Raw genomic sequence first — 18,031 nt, forward strand, 5'->3', positions numbered from 1 at the left:
TGAGGAGGTGAACGGCGACAATGGCCGAACGTGACGAGCCGAGCGGTGCCCTGGTGAGGCCCTACGCCGTCACCCGTGGGCGCACCCGGCCGAGGCTGGAGATTGCGATCGAGGCGCTGATCGAGACCACCGTGCGGGGCCGTTCCGCCGGGGGCCGGGGTAGCGCACACGGGCAGGAGCAGCAGTACATTGCCACCTTGTGCGATGGTCGGCTGCAGTCGCTCGCGGAGATCGCCGCGCGGATGCAGTTACCGCTCGGCGTGGCGCGGGTTCTCATCGCGGACATGGCGGCGGATGGGTTAGTCGCCGTGTACGAGCCGACCTCGTTCGACGACAACGACGCGGTGGGCACAGAACTGCTGGAAAGGGTGCTGAGTGGACTTCGGAGGCTCTGACATGACGCCGCACCGCTCGTCGTCCGGGCGGGTCACGTCAGCGAAGATTGTCATCGCCGGTGGCTTCGGCGTGGGCAAGACCACGCTGGTGGGCTCGGTCTCGGAGATCACGCCACTGACCACCGAGGCGATCATGACGTCGGCCGGCGTGGGCGTCGACGACACCCGGCAGGTGCCTGGTAAGACGACGACCACGGTGGCGATGGACTTCGGTCGGATCACCATCGACCGGGATCTGATCCTGTACCTGTTCGGCACGCCGGGCCAGACGCGGTTCTGGTTCATGTGGGACGAACTGGTGCGTGGAGCGATCGGTGCGGTCGTGCTGGTCGACACCCGTCGGCTCGCCGACTGCTTCGCCGCCATCGACTTCTTCGAGCACCGGCGGCTGCCGTACCTGATCGCCATCAACTGCTTCGACGGCGTGCAGTACCACAACGCCGACGACGTGCGCGAGGCGCTGGCGATCTCGTCGGACGTGCCGGTGGTGTCGTGTGACGCCCGGACTCGTGAGTCGACCAAGCAGGTACTGATCTCGCTGGTCGAGTACGTCCTGACCATGCGGCGCTCCCGCACGCCCACCCCGGCCTGATCCGCGCCCGTCTCCTCGGAGGAATCCGGTCCCGTCCGCTTCGGTGAACGGGGCCGGATCACTTGTGTCCGGCGCCGCACGCCGTACCGCGTGTTTCCGTGCCCCCTACGGCCCCGTGACGCCGGCCAGGCGCCGTGCGCTAGGGGAAACCAGGGGAAGGGGCAACCGGGCCGTCCCGTGCCGTTGAAGATGGCCGTCACGCGGCGGCGGTACCGTCTCGGGTACGGCCAGTCGGACGGCGACGGGTGCACATCTACCGCGACCCGACGTCACCCGCCCGACGGTACCCACCGTCCATCGTGTCGACGTCAACCCACCGTCCATGGTGGAAACGGCGCCCACCGTCACGATCGTGGACGATGGGCGCCGGACAGTCGGGGTCAGCGGCGGGCAGAGCGGTACTCGTAGTCGCGGTCGTCGCCCTGGTCGCGGCTGAAGTCCCAGCCGCCCGAGGACTCCCGTCCGGGCCGGCCACCGACCCGGTAGCCGCCGACCTCCTGGCCGCGCCGCCAACCCCGGAAGTACCCGGAGGTGTGGGCGGCGATGGCGGCCGGGTCGCGGACGACCCGCAGCGGACGCTCCGGCGCCGCGACGGGGGAGCCCGGTACGAGGTTCTGCTGCGGCACCCGGCGGGGCAGTCCGGACTCGGTCTCGGTGCCCACGGCCGGTTCCGCGGCGTGTGATGCGGCGCGCCAGCCCTCGTCGGAGGGGCTGGCGAAGTCGAGCTTGATCTCGTCCTCCCCGAAGTGGTCGGTGAACCACGCCGACCGCGCTTCCGCGAAAATCAGCAGGTCGCCGTCGGCTTCGTCCTTGGTGGGGGGCTGGGCCGGCTCGGCGCTCGGCTTGCGCGCGGCGGACCGGCGGCCGGACTGCTCGGCGTCGCTGCCGGCACCGGACAGGCCGCCGCGGTTGGGCGTGGTGTCGTTCGTGGGGCCGCTGCCGTTCAGGCCGCCGCCGTTGCCGAGGCCGCCGTTCGCGCCGTTGCTGGGCTCCACGAGCCGGAGGGCGGGCGGCTCCAGGCGGAGGTCGGCCGCGAACGGTTCGCGGTACTGCGGCGGCTCGCTGGTGAGCGCCGGGTCGGTCATCGGTGCCGGCTCGACCAGGCGCAGGGCCGGCGGCTCGGCCGGCAGGTCATCGGACTGCCAGGGCGGTACGACCCGCCGTTCGGGCTGGAGCGGTAGGTCGACCCGCGGCGCCTCGGCGGCCGGCGGAAGGTCCAGCGACCGGGAGAAGTCCAGGCGAGGCATCTCGCCGGGAGCGAGGTCCTGACGGCCCTCCGTCGTCCGCCGGCTCTCCACCCGCGGCTCCACGGGCTGCCGGTACCGCTCCGCGCTGTGGGCGGGCTCCGCGGGCGCGTCACCGCGCAACGGCCAGCTCGCGGGGGGACCGGACGGTGGCACGTCGGCGGCCGGACCGGTCGGGACGGTTCCGGGCGCCAGCGTGAAGCTGGTCGTCGGCGACTCGGCACCGCCCGCACCGCGCTGGTCACCGAACGGCGCGGACACCGGGCCGGTGGTGTAGGCCGGCTTCAGGCCCGGCGGGACCGGCGCGACCTGCTGCGGCCGTGCAGCGGCCGGCTCGGGCTGGGTGTGGGCGGCCGGGTTGATCGGGGTCGGGATCGAAGCCGGCGGCGGCACCGGAAGCGACGCCGGGGGCGCCTGTACCGGGGTCGGCGCGGGGGCCGGGGTGCTGACCGGGACCGGCGTGGGGGCCGGGCCCGATACCGGCGTCGGCTGGTGCGTGGCCTGCTGCTCGGCTGCCTGCTTCTCGGCAGCGCGGCGCGCGGCGCGGGTACGCGGCGCCGCCTGGCTCTCCGCGGGCACGTCGCCGGTGCCGGCACGGTGGCTACCGGCGGGCGCGGCCGGGGACGTGGTCGCCGTCGTGGCGGCGGCCGGGGTGGCCGGCGGAGCGGACTGCGGCTGGACCGCCGGTGGGCCGGAGCGCGGCTGGATCCCCGCGGGCGGCGCGGAGCGCGGGCGCACCGACGCCGACCGGGTGCGGCGGGCCGCCGGGCGCGCCGACTCCTCCGCGGCGGCGGGGCCCGGGTACGTCTCCGTTCCCGGTACGGTCGCGACGCTGGTGCGGGGCCGGATGGCCGGCGTCGTCGTCGCGCCGGCGCCGGGCATCCGGGCGGACAGCACCGACACCAGCGCGTCGGCCGCCGCGTCGCAGGCGCGGACGGCGGCCACCGACTGGCGCACGGTCTCGGCGACGGCGCTGGTGACCGAGCGGTTCATGCCGGTGCGGCGGGGCGTCTCGGCGATGGCCACGCGCAGCGAGGTGACGGCTTCGGTCAGGGTGGCGGAGTCGGAGACGCCCGCGTCGGTGAGTTCGGCGATCGCCTGGGCGTCACGCCCGCGCCCGTTCGTGCCGGTGCCCAGCGGGCCCGGCTCGGGCAGGGCGTCGAGGATGGCCAGCGGGATCGGCTCGGCGGGATCCGGGAACGCCCGGAGCGCGGCCGGGTACAGCTCGCGGAGCACCTCGCGCAGCGTCGCGGCGGCGCCCTGCCGTCCGGTGGTGACGGCGGCGTGTGCGGCCAGGACGGGCTTCAGCCCGATCAGGTCGCGCGGGGTCGGCTGGGCGACGGCGGACAGGACGCCCGCCTGGAGCGCCCGCGCCAGGCCGATCGCGCGCCGCTCGGCGGGGCTGGACTGCATCTCGTCGGCGGACTCGGCGTCGCTGAAGCGCTCGGCGTAGTCCTCGGCCGAGTCCTCGTCGGTGTAGGCGAGGTACCGGCCGGCGGCGATGAGCAGCCGGGCGACGATGTGCTCGTCGCTGTCCGTGGCGACCGCGACCGACTCGAGGCCGTTGGAGCGCTCCGCGAGCAGGGCGCCCAGTTCCGCGAAGCCGGACGCGTCGTCGCTGATGTCGCAGATGTCCAGGAGGCGACCGGAGTCGTCGACAACGGCGACGGTGAGCCAGGTCTCGCTACCCGGTGGTACGGCGTTCAGGTCGGCCGATGCCAGACCGCAGTACACCCGTACGAGCGCCACCGCGTCGTCCTCCTCTCGGGACAGTGCTGAAGGAGCATGGAACGCACGGGGGGACCTGTCCCTGGATCCCACCCGGTACCGCCGCCGAGGCCGGCCTCGACGGCTTAACTATTCAGATACCCGTCCGATGACGGCGATAGACCATCTCCGGGCCGTACGTCGCGACGGTATGGCCGGTCGGACCAGTCCATCACGCCACACGTTCCCGCGCCGCTCATCGGGATGATGCTCCCTGGTCAGTGGTCAGTTGCGCCAGTCCACGACGGCAGAGATCTTGCCGATCACGGTTCGCCAGCTCAAAGCCGCGGTAGTTTGTGGGTCAATCTTGCGAAGTCGGCGACGTGCGAAGAACGCACCGAAGCCACCCGCTTCGACCGTACGGAGCCCTTCGTCCAGGTCGTCGAGCGGCGACCCCGGGGCGAGCGCCGTCATCACCGGGTGTAGCCGGAGTGCGTACGCGACGTCCCGGGCCAGCTCGCCGGCCTGGATGATCAGCGCCGGGTCCCACGCGTCGTGGCCGCCACGCAGGTTCTCCACCACCAGGTCGAGCTCGTAGCGGTCCTCGTCGAGCGGGACGATGTCCTCCGGCTCGATCCGGTCGCGGACCTCGTCCCAGGTGTCGAGCTGCGTCAGTTCGTGGTCGGTGGCGCCGCGGACGTACTCCACGAGCCCCTCCGCGCTGCGGAACAGCAGCAGCTTGCCGTTCTCGGCCAGGAAGACCGGAACGTCCTCGGGCTCCTCGGCCTCCGCCGCCTCCGCCGCCTCGGCGTCGGTCTCCTCGGCCTCGGCCTCCTCGCCGTCGGTGGCGTCGGCGTCGTCGCGCGCGCCGGCGGTGCGGTCGGTCTCCCCGTCGTCGCCGGTGTCGCCGTCCTCCCGGTGCCGACCGGCGGCAAGAGCCTGCGCGGTCAGCTCGTGCTCGTCGATCGCGGGAAGCTCGTCGTCCTCGTCGTCCAGCCGGGCGGTCGCCGGCCGGGTCTCGGGGAAGTCCTCGTCGCGGTCGCCGATCTCCGGTTCATGGACCTCGGTCGACAGCCGGTAGGCGCGCAGCGTGTAGCCGACGCCGGCCGGCAGGGCGATCTCGACCGGCTGTACCCGGACATCGGTCCACAGCGCGTCCGTCGCCGCTGAACGGCTGGCGGACGACGGTTCGACGTGCTCGGTTTCGTCGTCCATCGGGTCATCCTCGGTGAAAGCGTCGGTGCCGGAGTCCAGCTCCTCCGACGAGTCTTCGGCGCTTCCTGTTCCCGACGGCTGGCGGGCCACGGCGACCTCCGTATCGCAGTCCGGTGCGCCGACCGACGCGACCATCGCGACGGTCAGTCTCGCGCACAGACACCCTAGTCGTACCGCACTGTCTGTGCGGTTACCCCCCGTGGGGAGATTGAACCGCGGTCTACAACCCCTTGGGGTGCCAGACCGTTTTCGTCTCCATAAATGCGAGCATCCGGTCGACGCCCGGGTCCGCCGTCCAGTCCGGAGCCGTTCGCGCAGGTCGGAGGACCCGTTTGAGGTTGTCCGCCGCGGCGATCTCCAGCTCGGTCGCCAGCGGGGAACCGGACAGTCCGGCCAGGTCGATGGCATCGACGTCCATGTGGCTGGCCAGCCACGGGGCGATCTCGGCGACCCGCCCGGTGAGCACGTTGACCACGCCGCCGGGCAGATCGGAGGTCGCGAGCACCTCGGCGAGCGTGACGGCCGGCAGTGGCCGGTCCTCACTGGCCACGACGACCACGGTGTTGCCCGTCACGATGGCGGGCGCGACCACGCTCACCAGGCCCACCAGCGCCGGGGCGGCCGGTGCGACGATCGCCACCACGCCGGTCGGCTCCGGCGTGGAGAGGTTGAAGTAGGGGCCGGCGACCGGGTTGGCCGAGCCGTGCACCTGGGCGATCTTGTCAGCCCAGCCCGCGTACCAGACCCACCGGTCGATCGCGGCGTCCACCTCCGCCTCCGCGCCGGAGGCACCGGAGGCGGCCGCGACCTCGGCGACGAACTGCGCCCGCCGGCCCTCCAGCATCTCGGCGACCCGGTAGAGGATCTGGCCCCGGTTGTACGCCGTGGCCGCCGACCACCTACCGAACGCCGCGCGGGCGGCCACGACGGCGTCCCGGGCATCCTTACGGGAGGCGAGCGCCGCGTTGGCCATGAAGTCTCCGGATGCCGACCGCACCGGGTACGAGCGCCCGGATTCGCTGCGGGGGAACGCCCCGCCGATGAACAGCTTGTACGTCTTGCGGACCGCCAGTCGGTCAGTGCTCAAGGTAGGCCTCCAGACCGTGGCGGCCGCCCTCCCGGCCGTACCCGGACTCCTTGTAACCGCCGAACGGCGAGGTGGGGTCGAACTTGTTGAACGTGTTGGCCCAGACCACGCCGGCGCGCAGCTTGTCGGCGATCGACAGGATCCGCGAACCCTTCTCGGTCCAGATCCCGGCCGACAGCCCGTACGGCGTGTTGTTGGCCTTCTCGACCGCCTCCGCCGGGGTGCGGAAGGTCAGCACCGACAGCACCGGGCCAAAGATCTCCTCCCGGGCGATGCGGTGGGCCTGCGAGACACCGGTGAAGATGGTCGGGGCGAACCAGAAGCCACGCTCGGGCAGGTCGCACGGTGCGGACCAGCGCTCGGCGCCCTCGTCCTCGCCGGCCTGCGACAGTTGCCGGATGCGCGCCAGCTGGGCGGCGGAGTTGATCGCGCCGACGTCGGTGTTCTTGTCCAGCGGGTCGCCCACCCGCAGCCGGGCCATCCGGCGCCGCAGCGCCGACAGCAGCTCGTCGGCGATCGACTCCTGGACCAGCAGGCGGGAGCCGGCGCAGCAGACGTGCCCCTGGTTGAAGAAGATGCCGTTGACGATGCCCTCGACCGCCTGGTCGACGGGTGCGTCGTCGAAGACGATGTTGGCGGCCTTGCCGCCGAGCTCCAACGTCACCCGCTTCGCCGTGCCGGCGACCGATCGGGCGATCTGCTTGCCCACCTCGGTCGAGCCGGTGAAGGCGACCTTGTCCACGCCCGGGTGCTCGACCAGCGCCCGGCCCGTCTCGCCGGCGCCGGTCACGATGTTGACCACGCCGGGCGGCAGCTCGGCCTGCTGGCAGATCTCGGCGAAGGCCAGGGCGGTCAGCGGCGTGGTCTCGGCCGGCTTGAGGACGACCGTGTTGCCGCAGGCGAGCGCCGGTGCGATCTTCCAGGCGAGCATGAGCAGCGGGAAGTTCCAGGGGATGACCTGACCGGCGACGCCGAGCGGCTTCGGGTTCGGCCCGCCGGGCTCGCCGCTCGGCCTCCGGCCGACGACCGCGTACTCCAGCTTGTCGGCCCAGCCCGCGTAGTAGAAGAAGTGCGCGGCGACCAGCGGCACGTCGACGTCGCGCGACTCCCGGATCGGCTTGCCGTTGTCGATCGATTCCAGGACGGCCAACTCGCGGGCGCGCTCCTGGACGATGCGGGCGATGCGGTACAGGTACTTGGCCCGCTCCCGGCCCGGCATCGGGCCCCAGACCCGCTCGAACGCCGACCGGGCGGCGCGCACCGCCCGGTCGACGTCCGCCGCGTCGGCCTCGACGACCTCCGAGAGCACTTCTTCGGTCGCCGGGTTGACCGTCTTGATCCGGCCGCCCGAGCCGTCGACGAACTCGCCGTCGATGAACAGCCCGTACGACTCGCGGATGTCCACGACCGTGCGGGACTCCGGTGCCGGCGCGTACTCGAAAACCATGGGCCTCAGTCCAGCGTGACGTAGTTGGGGCCGGAGTAGCGGCCGGAGCTCATCTTGGTGCGCTGCATCAGCAGGTCGTTGAGCAGGCTGGAGGCGCCGAAGCGGAACCAGTCCGGGTCCAGCCAGTCCGCGCCCGCCGTTTCGTTGACCAGCACGAGGTACTTGATCGCGTCCTTGGCGGTCCGGATGCCGCCGGCCGGCTTGACCCCGACCTGGCGGCCGGTGGCCGCCCGGAAGTCGCGGACCGCCTCCAGCATCACCAGCGTGACCGGTGGCGTCGCGGCCGGCGAGACCTTGCCGGTGGAGGTCTTGATGAAGTCGGCGCCCGCGATCATCGCCAGCCAGGACGCCCGGCGGACGTTGTCGTAGGTCGCCAGCTCACCGGTCTCCAGGATGACCTTGAGATGTGCGCTGCCGCAGGCCTGCTTGACCGCGACGATCTCCTCGAAGACCTCCAGGTACCGGCCGGACAGGAACGCGCCCCGGTTGATCACCATGTCGATCTCGTCGGCGCCCGCGGCCACGGCGGCCCCGGTGTCGGCGAGCTTGACCTGAAGCGGCGCCTGGCCGGACGGGAAGGCCGTCGCCACGCTGGCCAGATGCACCCCGGAGCCGTCGAGGGCGGACGCGGCGACTCCGACCATCGCCGGGTACACGCAGATGGCGGCCGCCGACGGGCAGGACGGGTCCGCCGGGTCGGGGCGGCGCGCCTTGGCGCACAGTGCCCGCACCTTGCCCGGGGTGTCCGCGCCCTCCAGTGTGGTCAGGTCCACCATGCGGATGGCGAGGTCGAGCGCCCACGCCTTCGAGGTCGTCTTGATCGAGCGGGTGCCGAGCATCGCCGCACGCTGGTCGGCACCCACCTGATCGACGCCGGGGAGGCCGTGCAGGAACGCGCGCAGAGCCGCGTTCGACCGGGCCACCTCTTCGAGGCCCGACACAGGCGTTGCCGTCATGGCGGCCAGTGTACGCACCGACCGGTCAATCGATCATGGACGGGCGCGCGCAGGTCACCCACCGGGTCGCGCTAGGTTGCTCGCCGTGGACGTACTAGTGGTTGACCATCCGCTGGCCAAGTCGCGCCTGACCGCGATGCGCGACGCGCGCACCGAGCCGGGCGCCTTCCGCGCCGCGCTGCACGAGCTGACCACGATGCTCGTGTACGAGGCGACCCGTGACCACCCGGTCGAGACGTACTCCGTCCAGACGCCGGTGACGACGACCGACGGGACCCGGCTGGCCAACCCGCCGCTGCTGGTGCCGGTCCTGCGCGCCGGCCTGGGCATGGCCGACGCCGCCCTGTCGCTGCTGCCGGAGTCGTCGATGGGCTTCGTGGGCCTGGCCCGCGACGAGGAGACGTTCGAGCCGCGGGCGTACATGGAGTCGCTGCCGGCCGATCTGACCGGCATCCCGGTCATGGTCCTGGACCCGATGCTCGCCACCGGTGGCTCGCTGGAACACTGCTGCCGGCTGCTCGCCGACCGCGGCTGCACCGAGATCATCGTGCTGTGCGTGCTGGCCGCCCCGGTCGGGCTGGCGCGGCTGGAGCGCTCGGGCCTGCCGCTGCGGGTGGTCACCGCCTCGATCGACGAGGGGCTCAACGACAAGAAGTTCATCGTGCCGGGCCTCGGCGACGCCGGTGACCGCCAGTTCGGCGGCATGCCGAGGTTCTGACCTTTTCACGATCGCCAGGGCCGCGACGGTCACGGTCAGCCCAGTTCGCCCTCCAGCCGCAGGGCCACCTCGCGGTAGCGGGCGACCGGCACGAGGTGTACGCCGTCGAAGGCACCGCTGTCACGCAGCGCGATGATCTGCTCGCATGCCGCGTCGACCCCGGCCTGGCGGTCGCGGGCGACCGCGTCGACCAGGTCGGGCGGGAAGTCGATGTCCGGGATGGTGGCCGACAGCCGCTGCGCCATGGCGGGGCTGGCGAGCACCATCACGCCCGCGTAGACCGGCGTGTCCAGGGACACCGACTCCCGCCACCGCAGCAGCGCCTCGACCGAGAAGCTGACCTGCGCGAAGACGAAGTCGGCGGACCGTTTCCAGGCCGGCGGTCGGCGCGGCCCGGCCGCCACGCCGATCCGTACCGGACGCCCCAGGGGCATGGCCCGCGCCTGCTCGATCATCGTGCGCACGGTCAGTTCGCCGGTGCGGTCGCCCGAGGCCGGCTTGTCGCCGTACACGAACAGGAACTGGTCGACCCCGTACGCCGCCGCGGTCAGCATGTCCCGCTGGAACCCCAGCAGGTTGCGGTCGCGGGAGTTGAGGCAGGCGATGCTGCGTCCGCCCATCGCGGCGACCTCGTGGGCCACGGCGATGCTGGACACGGTGGCCCGGCCCAGGTGGTTGTCGGGGATCAGGAACGAGTGCGCGACCTTCGACAGCACGCGGATCTGATGGCGCACGTGCATCAGATCCGGCCGGGTGGGTGGCTCCACTTCGCAGACCAGTTCGAAACCCATGGCGTGATGAGATCACGCCGCCGGCGCGCGGTGGGGGAACAACGTTCCGCCGGGGCCCGCCCCGAAAGTCAGGCCGTGCTGTAGCTCCAGCCGGTCGGCCGGCCGTCGGCGTACGGCATCACGCCGTGGAACATCCGCACCGGCGCGCCGGCCGACGCGTCGGGAAAGACCAGCGGCAGGAACCACCGGTCACCCTCCCACAGCGGTACCGCCCCGGCCAGCAGGTCGGCCACGTCGACCCAGACCAGGGTGCCCTCCGGGTTGCGGGTCGACGGCTCGCCGGACCAGTCGGTGATCCGGAAGACCGTGACGAACCAGTGTTCACCGTCGCGGCCGAATCCGGGGAACGACACCGTGCCGGCGAGATCCAGGGCGGCGCACTCGATGCCGGCCTCCTCGCGGATCTCGCGGCGCATCCCGGTGTACAGGTCCTCGTCGGGCTCCAGCTTGCCGCCCAGCCCGATGTACTTGCCTAAGTGCAGGTCGTCCGGGCGCGCGTCGCGCCGGATCATGAGTACCCGGGCACCGTCGGGCGACAGCACGTACCCGAGCGTCGCGACGACCGCCTTCATCGGCCCAGCGCCGCGCGGACCTCGTCGCGCAGCGCCGCCAGCCCGGCCGACGCGCGCTCGCGCGCCGCCGGCACGTCGCCGCCCGTGGTCGGTTCCACCACTTCCAGGTACGCCTTGAGTTTCGGTTCGGTGCCGGACGGGCGCACCACGACCCGGGCCGCCCCGGTGCGCAGCACCAGCGCGTCCGTCTCGGGCAGCAGGTCGTCCACGCCGGTCACCGGCTGGCCGAGCAGCCACGCCGGAGGGTCGGTCCGGACGGCCCGCATCATCTCGGCGATCTCGGACAGGTCGGCGACGCGTACCGACACCTGGTCGGTGGCGTGCACGCCGAACGCGGCGGCCAGCTCGTCGAGGCGCTCCCGCAGGCCCGTCCCCTCGGCCTTGAGGCCGGCGGCCAGTTCGCACACTGTCAGCGCGGCACTGATGCCGTCCTTGTCCCGGACGTGGTCGGGCGCCACGCAGTAGCCGAGCGCCTCCTCGTAGCCGTACACCAGCGGCGCCTCGCCGTCGGTGGCGCGGCCGGGGACGCCCGGCACACCGGCCCGCACGATCCACTTGAACCCGGTCAGCGTCTCCCCGTACGGGGCGCCGTGGGCCGCGCACAGCTTCTCCAGCAGCGTCGACGAGACGATCGTGGTGGCGTACCGGCCCCGGACGCCGCGGCGCATCAGATGGTCGGCGAGCAGCACCCCGACCTCGTCGCCGCGCAGCATCCGCCAGCCGCCGGGCGCCGCCGGGTCGGGGACGGCGACCGCGCACCGGTCGGCGTCCGGGTCGTTGGCGATCGCGAGGTCGGCACCGTGCGCCTGCGCCAGCGCGATGACCCGGTCCATCGCCCCGGGCTCCTCCGGGTTGGGGAACGCGACGGTCGGGAAGTCCGGGTCCGGCTCGGCCTGCTCGGCGACGACCAGCGGCGCGGCGAAGCCGGCCGCGACCATCGCGTCGGCGAGCACCCGTCCACCGACGCCGTGCATCGGCGTGTACGCGACGACGAGGTCGCGCGGGACGTCGTGGCGGACGACGGCGGTCGCGCCGTCCAGGTACGAGGTGACGATCTCCTCGCCCAGCGTCTCGCCCGCGGCACCGAACGGCACCCGGTTGGCCGGCCCGACCTCCCGGATGGCCGCCTCGATCCCGGCGTCGGCGGGTGGTACGAGCTGTGCCCCGTCACCGCCCGGCCCGCCGGCCGCCGCGCCCAGGTACACCTTGTACCCGTTGTCCTGGGGCGGGTTGTGGCTCGCGGTCACCATCACGCCGGCGGCCGCGCCGAGCGCCCGCACCGCGTGGGCCAGCACCGGGGTGGGCAGGGGGCGGGGCAGGACCAGCGCCCGCCGGCCGGTGCCGGTGACGACCCGGGCCGTCGCCTGCGCGAACTCGGCGGAGCGGTGCCGGGCGTCGTACCCGATGACCACCGGTCCGGCCACGCCCTGGGCGTCGAGCCAGCGGACCAGACCCGCGGCGGCCGTGACGACGACGGCGAGGTTCATGCCGTTGGGGCCGGCCCGCAACGGCCCGCGCAGCCCGGCCGTGCCGAACAGCAGCGGCCCGGCGAACCGGTCGGCCAGGTCGGCGGCGCTGCCCGGCAGCGCGTCGAGCACGGCCCGCAGCTCGGCCCGGTCGCCCTCGTCGGGGTCGTCGGCCAGCCACGCCAGCGCCTGACGGCGCACCGTGTCCAGTCCGGCGGTGTCCCACGTGGTGGTCATCGCGCCTCAACCTCCGCCAGCCGGGTCATCCACCGTTGATAGCACGGCCCGTTCACGCGCTGAGGCGGAAGGAGCGCACCATCTCGTCGTAGATGATCTTACTGGCGGCGAACCTGCTCTCCGGGACGCTGACGAAGAAGTTGTAGCTCTTGCCACCAGCGACGACGAAGCGCCAGATGCCGTGGCGCATGTCGGTGCCTTCACCGCAGGTGTACTCCAGCTCCGCGGCCGGGTGACCGCCCGCCTGGACGTCCCTGAGGCCGACCTCCTGGTACGCCTTGCAGCGGCTCGGGTTCTTCTCCAGGCCGCGCCCCGCCGTCACGGCCACCTGGTGGGCATCCTGGGTGCCGGCGTTCTCCACGTTGACGCGCGCCCTGCGGCCGTTGTCCGCCGGGTCGGTGTAGTCGATGTAGCTGCCCGTCCTGGACGGCGTCCAGGACTTGGGCACGTTCACGGTGATGCCCTTCTCGGTGTAGGTCTGCACGTCGGCGAAGAGCGGCTTGTTGGGGTCGACGGTGGCCTCGGTGGTCTGCCGGGACTCCGGCGACCCGCCGAACAGTGTCGTGCCGACGACGATGCCGAGCACGAGGACACCGACGACCGCGCCGGCGACCACGGCCATCCGGCCCTTCGGCGGCAGTTCCCGGTACTTCTCCGCGGCCTTGCCCGAGACCTGCCGGAGCCCGGCCGACGCGCCGGCGAGCAGCGCGGTCCCTCGCGCGGCCGGCGAACCGGCGCCGGCAGCCGGGCGGGACCCGGCCCGCCCGCCGTAGACGTTCCCGACCGGTGCCGGTGGCACGAACGCGGTGGTCGACTCCGTCGGATCGGTTCGCGGCGCGAACGCGGTCGTCGTCGCCGGGTCGGGGCGTGACGGGGTGGCCGCCGGTGCGTCCGGCGGCGTGAACGCGCCGGTTTCGGCCAGCGGCAGGCCCGGGTTCGTGGCCTCCGGCTCGACCGGCGAGCGCTGCGCCGGCGGTCGGGGAGTGACCGCCTGTCGCCGGCGGATCGCGCCGCTCACGCTCTCGCCGGGCGCCAGCATGGCCCGCCCGCCGATCTGGCCGCTGGTGCTCGCGGGAGCGACCGGAGGCGTGTACGGAGCCGGCCGCACCACCGCGTACGGGTCGGTGTGGTGCGACGGTGCGTTGCTGGCCAGCGCGCCGGCCAGCAGCTCACGCAGGACCGCCCGGGCCCGGGGCACGTCCCAGCGGCGGGCCGGGTCCTTCTCCAGCAGTCCGGTCAGCACACCGTCCAGCGCACCGGCGCGCAGCGACGGCACCGGCTGCTCCTCGACGACGGCGCGCATGGTCTCGATCGGGTCCGGCTTGTCGAACGGTGGACGTCCCTCCACCGCCGTGTAGAGCGTGACACCGAGCGAGAACAGGTCGCTGGGCGGGCCGAACGGCGCGCCGATCGCCCGTTCCGGCGAGATGAAGTGCGGCGAGCCCAGCACCATGCCGGGCGTGGTGAGCTGACTGTCCGACGGCATCCGCGCGACGCCGAAGTCGGTGAGCACGCACCGGCCGTCGTTGCAGATGAGCACGTTGGCCGGCTTGACGTCACGGTGCAGGACGCCCGCGGCGTGCGCCATCTCGAGCGCGCCGAGCAGCGCGATGCCGATCTTCGCCACGGCCCGCGGCGCCAGCGGACCGTCCTCGACGATGATCTCGGCGAGGCTGCGGGCCTGCAGCAGCTCCATGACGATCCACGGCCGGCCGCCGTCGGTCACCACGTCGTAGACCTGCACCACGGCCGGGTGGGACAGGGCGGCGGCGGCGCGCGCCTCGCGCAGGGTGCGCTGGTACATCGCGTCCCGGTCGCTGGCGGCCATCCCGGCCGGCAGCAGGACCTCCTTCACCGCGACGTCGCGGCGCAGCAGGGTGTCGGTGGCGCGCCAGACGGTACCCATGCCGCCGTGACCGATCGCGGTGCGCAGCGCGTACCTCGATCCGATCATGATGCCGGCCGCGCCCCGCAGCTCGCCGGACAACTCGGCTGCGGCGCGCCGGTCGGGGCTGAGCTCCGGCCGCAGCTCGGTGCGGCCGTGGAGGCGGTCGTCGGAGGCGCGCTCGGACGCGTGGTTGGCCGGGCGGTCGTCGGACGCGCGGGCCGCATGGTTGGCCGGGCGGTCGCCGGAGGCGCGGGCCGCATGGTTGGCCGGGCGGTCGCCGGAGGCGCGACTGGCTGGCAGGTCGATGGTCGTCTTGTCGCTGCCCGCGTCTTGACTGTGCCGGGAGCTGCTGGACGCCGTGGAGCCGGATGGCGGCAGGGGGTCGCCGTGCCACGTCGGGAGCTGAGTCGTCACTGGCTTCTAACCGTAGTTCCGGGTCGGTGTCAGATCGGGGCCGTGCGATGAGCGTTGGCGAGGATGAGATCGTTCGGCCAACTCCACTATCTTGCCGGGTGGTACGGCGGCAGGGGAAGCCGGATCCACGATCGCCGACGATACCGTCCGCCCGCCACGCCCGCCGGCCGGTACTGTGCGGTATCCCTCACCGCCCGGGAGGCGGCACGTTCCTTAACGCGCGCTTACCATCTGCGGGTATGAGCGAGCGTAGCGAGGTGACGGCATGAGCAGCGCCGACACACCGGCCACCGAGGGTCGTCGCAGCGAGTCCGGCTTCCCCGTCAAGCCGGTGTACCGCGCCGGCGACGTCCCTGCCGACCTGCCCGAGCGGCTCGGCGAGCCCGGTGAGTACCCGTTCACCCGCGGCGTGTACCCGACGATGTACACCTCCCGCCCGTGGACCATGCGCCAGTACGCCGGCTTCGGCACCGCCGCGGAGTCCAACGCCCGGTACCGCCAGTTGCTCTCCCACGGCACCACCGGCCTGTCGGTCGCGTTCGACCTGCCCACGCAGATGGGGTACGACTCCGACGCGTCGATCGCGCACGGCGAGGTCGGCAAGGTCGGCGTGGCCATCGACTCGATCGAGGACATGCGGGTGCTCTTCGGCGGCATCCCGCTGGACAAGGTCTCCACGTCGATGACGATCAACGCGCCGGCCTCGGTACTGCTGCTGCTCTACCAGCTGGTCGCCGAGGAGCAGGGGGTCGCCGGGGCGGCGCTGAACGGCACGATCCAGAACGACATCCTCAAGGAGTACATCGCCCGCGGCACGTACATCTTCCCGCCCAAGCCGTCGCTGCGGCTGGTGTCGGACACTTTCGCGTACTGCCGCAGCGAGATCCCCAAGTGGAACACGATCTCCATCTCGGGCTACCACATGGCCGAGGCCGGTGCGTCGCCGGTGCAGGAGATCGCCTTCACCCTGGCCGACGGGGTGGCGTACGTGCGGGCCGCACTCGAGGCGGGGCTCAACGTCGACGACTTCGCCCCGCGCCTGTCGTTCTTCTTCGTCGCGCGCACCACCCTGCTGGAGGAGGTCGCGAAGTTCCGCGCCGCCCGGCGGATCTGGGCGAGGATCATGCGTGACGAGTTCGGCGCCAAGAACCCGAAGTCGTGGATGCTGCGCTTCCACACCCAGACCGCCGGTGTGCAGCTCACCGCCCAGCAGCCCGAGGTCAACCTGATCCGGGTCGCGGTGCAGGCGCTCGGCGCGGTCATGGGCGGCACCCAGTCGCTGCACACCAACTCCTACGACGAGGCCATCGCGCTGCCCACCGAGAAGGCCGCCCGCCTGGCGCTGCGTACCCAGCAGGTCATCGCGTACGAGTCGGACCTGACCGCGACCGTCGACCCGTTCGCCGGCTCGTACGTCGTGGAGGCGATGACGTCGGAGATCGAGGAGGCCGCGGTCGCGCTCATGGAGCGGGTCGCGGAGTTCGGGTCGGCCGTCGAGGCGATCGAGGCCGGCTTCCAGAAGCGCGAGATCGAGTCGTCGGCGTACCGGGTGGCCCAGGAGATCGACTCGGGCTCGCGGGTCGTCGTCGGGGTCAACCGGTTCACCGTCGACGAAGAGGAGCCGTACGAGCCGCTGCGGGTCGACCCGACGATCGGGGAGGCGCAGGCCTCGCGCCTCGCGTCGCTGCGGGCGTCGCGGGACAACGCCGCCGTCGACCGTGCGCTTGCCGAACTACGCAAGGCCGCCGAGGGCACGGACAACGTCCTGTACCCGATGAAGGAGGCACTGCGGGCGAAGGCCACGGTCGGCGAGGTGTGCGACACCCTGCGTGAGGTGTGGGGCGTGTACCGCCCGAGCGACCGCTTCTGACCCCGTCTCCCGCCCGCCGCCCGCGTACCCCGTCCGCGTGCCCGGTCCGCGTGCCCCAAGATCCGCACAATGTCGCGAACTTTGCTGCTACGGATCGCGCCGATGCCGCAATGTTTCCGACATTGTGTGGATCTTGGGGCACTGTCCGGGTGTCATCGGGCGTCATCGGGCGCCACGCGAACGGAGCACTGCCCGCAGTTCGCGGACAAAACTGGCGAAGTCGTCCCGTAGTCGTGCGGCGGTGACGTGCAGGACGACCCAGTCTGCCGCGACCATCCGGTTGAGGCGCCGGCGGTCGGCATGGATCTGGGTCGCCGACTCGGCGTGCCACATCCCGTCGTACTCAACCGCCACCCGGTACTCCGGCCAGGCCAGGTCGCAGCGGGCGACGAAACGCCCCTCGTGCACGATCGTGAACTGGGTACGCGGGCGGGGCAGGCCGGCGCGTACCAGTCGGACCCGCAACCGCGACTCCTGAGGTGATCCAGCTCCCGGGTCGGCCAGCTGTACCACGTCGAGGAGCCGGCGCCAGCCCCGGTGGCCGGCACGGTTGCGGGCATACTCCTCCAGGGCCGGCAGCGTGACGACGCGACCGGCGGCCAGCGCGTCGATCCAGACGACCCGTTCGACGGGGTCCCCGCACCACTGCGCCAGGTCCCAGCAGGTTCGCACTGGGCTGGTCACCGGCACCGTTTCCAGCTGCCGCACGTCGCCGGGATCCAGGTAGGCGACGTGGCTGCGCACGCCGGCCAGTCGGAGGTCGGATCCGCGCGGGACGAGCACGTCGACCGGGTCCCGGGCCGCGACCAGGTCCACGCCGTACAGGTACGCGGCGGAGCGGCCGGCGATCACGCCACCGGGCGGTAGCGCGAACCGCGCCACCGCGAGGCATCGGTGCCGGTGGGTGACCGTGATGGCCGCGTCGGTGTAGACCCCGTGCAGGATCTGTTGCCAGGCTCGGCTTCGCAGGTCTGCGGGCGTGAGCAGGCCGTCGGCCACCGCCTGGGAACCGAGGAAGATCATGCCGGCGAGGGCGGGGGAACGTCGTGGGGCGCGGGGCACGGTGTCGAGCGTGCGGGTAGCGCGAGAGCCACCGCCACCCCTGATCATTGGCTGTGGATAACACCGTTGGATGACGGGTCGGCCTGTGGGCAACGGATGGCGCGGATGACTCCGTCAGCGGTGCGCGACGCGCAGCGGTGCGCGAGGCGGCGATCCAGGGGAGCGAGGCGGCGATCCAGGGGAGCGAGGCGGCGATCCAGGGGAGCGAGGCGGCGCCGGGCTGTGTCTTGGAGGAGCCAGAGTCCGGTCTTGGAGGAGTCAGAGCCCGGTCTTGGAGGAGTCAGAGCCCGGTCTCGGAGAGCCAGGACCCGCGCCGGGTGGTGCCCGGGGGTGGCTGGTCCGTTGCGGCGTCCCGGGGGCGCGGTGGTCG

14 protein-coding genes are annotated in these 18,031 nt (G+C 72.6%); 4 read left to right on the top strand and 10 right to left on the bottom strand.

The features are described from left to right. Positions 1-20: 20 nt before the first annotated feature. Both ACNTMW_RS15825 and ACNTMW_RS15830 read left to right on the top strand, forming a co-directional pair. Positions 21-395, top strand: coding sequence for a DUF742 domain-containing protein (locus ACNTMW_RS15825; RefSeq protein WP_426634333.1), 375 nt, complete (start codon positions 21-23; stop codon positions 393-395). Position 396: 1 nt separating this feature from the next. Further along, entirely contained in the window at positions 397-987 is a 591-nt protein-coding gene (locus ACNTMW_RS15830) for a GTP-binding protein (RefSeq protein WP_426634334.1), read from the top strand. Positions 988-1,367: 380 nt separating this feature from the next. Here ACNTMW_RS15830 and ACNTMW_RS15835 read toward each other — a convergent pair whose 3' ends face one another. The 5 genes from ACNTMW_RS15835 to deoC form a co-directional block, all read right to left on the bottom strand. Next, complete coding sequence (locus tag ACNTMW_RS15835; RefSeq protein WP_426634335.1) at positions 1,368-3,980, bottom strand: transposase; 2,613 nt, start codon at positions 3,978-3,980, stop codon at positions 1,368-1,370. Positions 3,981-4,223: 243 nt separating this feature from the next. Beyond that, positions 4,224-5,153 (bottom strand): DNA primase, encoded by a 930-nt coding sequence (locus ACNTMW_RS15840; RefSeq protein WP_426634336.1) that lies wholly within the window; start codon positions 5,151-5,153, stop codon positions 4,224-4,226. Between the two features lie 220 nt (positions 5,154-5,373). Then, the gene (locus ACNTMW_RS15845) at positions 5,374-6,240 is read right to left on the bottom strand and encodes an aldehyde dehydrogenase family protein (RefSeq protein WP_426634337.1); all 867 of its coding nucleotides are present in this window, start codon (positions 6,238-6,240) and stop codon (positions 5,374-5,376) included. Next, positions 6,230-7,687, bottom strand: a complete 1,458-nt coding sequence (locus ACNTMW_RS15850) for an aldehyde dehydrogenase family protein (RefSeq protein ID WP_426634338.1) — start codon at positions 7,685-7,687, stop codon at positions 6,230-6,232. Before ACNTMW_RS15850 ends, ACNTMW_RS15845 begins: the two co-directional genes overlap by 11 nt. A 5-nt stretch (positions 7,688-7,692) precedes the next feature. Next, the gene (deoC, locus tag ACNTMW_RS15855; RefSeq protein ID WP_426634339.1) at positions 7,693-8,643 is read right to left on the bottom strand and encodes a deoxyribose-phosphate aldolase; all 951 of its coding nucleotides are present in this window, start codon (positions 8,641-8,643) and stop codon (positions 7,693-7,695) included. 85 nt (positions 8,644-8,728) lie between these two features. Here deoC and upp point away from each other — a divergent pair, with 85 nt between their 5' ends. Then, positions 8,729-9,361: a uracil phosphoribosyltransferase gene (gene upp, locus ACNTMW_RS15860; RefSeq protein WP_426634340.1), complete on the top strand. Its 633-nt coding sequence runs from the start codon at positions 8,729-8,731 to the stop codon at positions 9,359-9,361. 35 nt (positions 9,362-9,396) lie between these two features. On the opposite strand, the gene ACNTMW_RS15865 is transcribed toward upp, so the two are convergent. The 4 genes from ACNTMW_RS15865 to ACNTMW_RS15880 form a co-directional block, all read right to left on the bottom strand. After that, positions 9,397-10,152, bottom strand: a complete 756-nt coding sequence (locus ACNTMW_RS15865; RefSeq protein ID WP_426634341.1) for a methylenetetrahydrofolate reductase — start codon at positions 10,150-10,152, stop codon at positions 9,397-9,399. A gap of 68 nt (positions 10,153-10,220) precedes the next feature. Further along, positions 10,221-10,724 (bottom strand): NUDIX hydrolase, encoded by a 504-nt coding sequence (locus tag ACNTMW_RS15870; protein ID WP_426634342.1) that lies wholly within the window; start codon positions 10,722-10,724, stop codon positions 10,221-10,223. After that, entirely contained in the window at positions 10,721-12,427 is a 1,707-nt protein-coding gene (locus ACNTMW_RS15875; RefSeq protein ID WP_426634344.1) for a phospho-sugar mutase, read from the bottom strand. Before ACNTMW_RS15875 ends, ACNTMW_RS15870 begins: the two co-directional genes overlap by 4 nt. Positions 12,428-12,479: 52 nt before the next feature. Beyond that, positions 12,480-14,729 (bottom strand): serine/threonine-protein kinase, encoded by a 2,250-nt coding sequence (locus ACNTMW_RS15880; RefSeq protein WP_426634345.1) that lies wholly within the window; start codon positions 14,727-14,729, stop codon positions 12,480-12,482. Between the two features lie 265 nt (positions 14,730-14,994). On the opposite strand from ACNTMW_RS15880, the gene ACNTMW_RS15885 reads away from it, so the two are divergent. Continuing rightward, a complete protein-coding gene (locus ACNTMW_RS15885) occupies positions 14,995-16,599 on the top strand; it encodes an acyl-CoA mutase large subunit family protein (protein WP_426634346.1) in 1,605 nt (534 codons plus the stop codon). Between the two features lie 162 nt (positions 16,600-16,761). Here ACNTMW_RS15885 and ACNTMW_RS15890 read toward each other — a convergent pair whose 3' ends face one another. Beyond that, positions 16,762-17,661, bottom strand: a complete 900-nt coding sequence (locus ACNTMW_RS15890) for a hypothetical protein (protein ID WP_426634347.1) — start codon at positions 17,659-17,661, stop codon at positions 16,762-16,764. Positions 17,662-18,031 lie beyond the last annotated feature (370 nt).

This window comes from Planosporangium spinosum (genome assembly GCF_049999945.1).
Taxonomy (GTDB): Bacteria; Actinomycetota; Actinomycetes; order Mycobacteriales; family Micromonosporaceae; genus Planosporangium; species Planosporangium spinosum.

What these genes read in the sequence shown, in the direction of transcription:
- ACNTMW_RS15875 (WP_426634344.1), bottom strand. Translation starts at nt 12,427, where the DNA reads ATGACCACCACGTGGGACACCGCCGGACTGGACACGGTGCGCCGTCAG.
- deoC (WP_426634339.1), bottom strand. Translation starts at nt 8,643, where the DNA reads ATGACGGCAACGCCTGTGTCGGGCCTCGAAGAGGTGGCCCGGTCGAAC.
- ACNTMW_RS15885 (WP_426634346.1), top strand. Translation starts at nt 14,995, where the DNA reads ATGAGCAGCGCCGACACACCGGCCACCGAGGGTCGTCGCAGCGAGTCC.
- ACNTMW_RS15840 (WP_426634336.1), bottom strand. Translation starts at nt 5,153, where the DNA reads ATGGACGACGAAACCGAGCACGTCGAACCGTCGTCCGCCAGCCGTTCA.
- ACNTMW_RS15865 (WP_426634341.1), bottom strand. Translation starts at nt 10,152, where the DNA reads ATGGGTTTCGAACTGGTCTGCGAAGTGGAGCCACCCACCCGGCCGGAT.
- ACNTMW_RS15850 (WP_426634338.1), bottom strand. Translation starts at nt 7,687, where the DNA reads ATGGTTTTCGAGTACGCGCCGGCACCGGAGTCCCGCACGGTCGTGGAC.
- ACNTMW_RS15825 (WP_426634333.1), top strand. Translation starts at nt 21, where the DNA reads ATGGCCGAACGTGACGAGCCGAGCGGTGCCCTGGTGAGGCCCTACGCC.
- ACNTMW_RS15830 (WP_426634334.1), top strand. Translation starts at nt 397, where the DNA reads ATGACGCCGCACCGCTCGTCGTCCGGGCGGGTCACGTCAGCGAAGATT.
- ACNTMW_RS15870 (WP_426634342.1), bottom strand. Translation starts at nt 10,724, where the DNA reads ATGAAGGCGGTCGTCGCGACGCTCGGGTACGTGCTGTCGCCCGACGGT.